Here is a 2,004-nt window from a genome sequence, read left to right on the forward strand (position 1 = left end):
TCGGAAGGATAACCCAAGATAATCAATGCCGTTGGTTCAATAAACTCCGGTATGTCAAACTCTTTTCTTAAAATTTCTGGATCAAACAAACCCACCATGACGCTTCCAATTTCCAGTTCCCTTGCAGCCAGCATCATGTGGTCACAAATAATACCAATATCCAAATCGCCTGAGCATTTGTTGTCAAAAGGTCGTATGAGCGGATTGCTTTTATCCTGACATACAATAAGAACGCATTGAGAGCCGAAAGTTTGATAGGCTTTTTGAACCTTGCGGATATTGTCAGGCTTCTGAACAACAATGATTCGCTGTGGTTGTTGATTGCAAGCAGTTGGTGCCAAGCGTCCAGCAGCCAGAATTCTTTCAAGCTCATCCTTCGCTATTCTCTTTTCCGTAAACCCGCGTGTCGTACATCGTTGCTTTGCCAGCTGTAAAAAATCCACTTTGTAGTGCCTCCCTTTATCGAACCGGTTCTGTATCGTCATTCTTCAGCTATCATAGTTTTCTCTTACAAAGCCGCCTTCTGAGTGAATGATCTGCCCCGTTATCCATCCAGCCTTTTCATCCACCAAAAACCCCACCAGCTTTGCCACATCATCGGGTAATCCCAATCTTCCTTTGGGAAATCTCTTTTTGAAGATGTGGATTTGTTGTTCATTCAACCACCCTGATTCCAACCACCCTGAATCGGTTAAACCCGGGTTAACCGCATTAATGGTGATGTTTTTATACGCCAGTTCATGTTGCATGGTTCTGGTAAATGTATCCATGGCTCCCTTGGTGACAGCGTAGGCCACTTCTCCGCTCATGGCACTGAGACTCTGGCCAGATGTTATATTAATCAGCCTGCCAAAAGATTTCCCTTCAAACCGCTTGACAAATTCAGCGGCCAGCAGCATTGGCGCCCGTAAATTAACAAAGTAATGCTGATCCAGTTCCTGGGAAGTGATGGTGTTGATATCTGTCATGGTGCTGTAGGTTGCATTGTTGATCAGTATGCTGGCAGTCCCCAAGCTTTTTTCGACGGTATCAAAGATCTCTTTGACGGCCTTCTCGTTGGAAAGATCAACTTCCAAACTATCACAACGAACGCCCATCTCCATTAACTCTTTTTTGATGATCTCCGGCTCATCATCCTTTACGCCCCACGGCATCGCATGGTCATAAGGCCGCCAGTAGGTAAAAAAGATGTCAATCTTTTGTTTTGCCAGCTCAACACAAATCCCTCTACCGATCCCCTTCAGTCGAGTGACCCCAGTGACAATTGCGATCCTTCTGTGTTCCATTAATTTCACCCCGCTTTTCTTTTTCCAGGAATCATTTGAAGCGTTAGTACACATAACCTTTCGGGTTCGCGACACCCCTAACCCAGCCTCCGAAAGCAGCTCGTTCTGGCAAAGATAACTTCCGGCAAAAGAAAGGAGCTTCTTAGAACTCCCATGGCCTTTCTGGGCACTCAAGAAACATGCTTCATCTTCTCTGGGTGATCAGCTGAACCCGCGAAGTGAGGGCATGCTTGTTTTCTACTGTTTTGACATCCACGGTTATGCTGTCACCCACTGCCAAATCCTGAAACTGAATCTCTGTCACTTCGCTTGAGTCAAAATCAACATAAAGAAAGTATACCTCCGGGCTTTCGCAATTGATGTAGCATACTTCTCCCAAAATGCTGTTGTCGTCCAATCCTTTCACCACCAACCCTTGAACCACGTTACTGATTTCTAAAATCTCTGCGTTTACGCCAACATATGTCACCTCTTCTTGATGACTGCAGGCAGATATTGGCAGCAACAGCAGTATTGCAAACACGATGATTAATGCTCTTTTCAACTGGATTCCCTCCATGATCGGTATGATATTGTTTCACGTCCTTGGCTTTATGAAGTTTTTGTGGAACTCCGTGAAGTGAAGTGTCTACAACGATGAAAAAGAGCCATCAATCCGAATGACTCCTGCAGAAAAAAGATCAGAGCTAGAAAAGAAATTCTCATTTGCTGTTTGAGC

Annotated in this window: 3 protein-coding genes; all 3 read right to left on the bottom strand. The window is 44.8% G+C overall.

The window, feature by feature from the left end; genetic code table 11:
* Window positions 1–443, bottom strand: a 443-nt coding sequence (locus AAIG11_RS17745; protein ID WP_343187539.1) for a nitroreductase family protein, incomplete at its 3' end; no start/stop codon positions are given.
* 45 nt (window positions 444–488) lie between these two features.
* Window positions 489–1,286 carry an SDR family oxidoreductase gene (locus tag AAIG11_RS17750; protein WP_343187540.1) on the bottom strand — a complete coding sequence of 266 codons (798 nt, stop codon included), beginning with the start codon at window positions 1,284–1,286 and terminating at the stop codon, window positions 489–491.
* A gap of 184 nt (window positions 1,287–1,470) precedes the next feature.
* Window positions 1,471–1,830 carry a hypothetical protein gene (locus AAIG11_RS17755; protein ID WP_343187541.1) on the bottom strand — a complete coding sequence of 120 codons (360 nt, stop codon included), beginning with the start codon at window positions 1,828–1,830 and terminating at the stop codon, window positions 1,471–1,473.
* Between the last annotated feature and the right edge of the window lie 174 nt (window positions 1,831–2,004).

This window comes from Anoxynatronum sibiricum (genome assembly GCF_039414295.1).
GTDB classification, from domain to species: domain Bacteria; phylum Bacillota; class Clostridia; order Peptostreptococcales; family Tindalliaceae; genus Anoxynatronum; species Anoxynatronum sibiricum.

What these genes read in the sequence shown, in the direction of transcription:
- AAIG11_RS17750 (WP_343187540.1), bottom strand. Translation starts at nt 1,286, where the DNA reads ATGGAACACAGAAGGATCGCAATTGTCACTGGGGTCACTCGACTGAAG.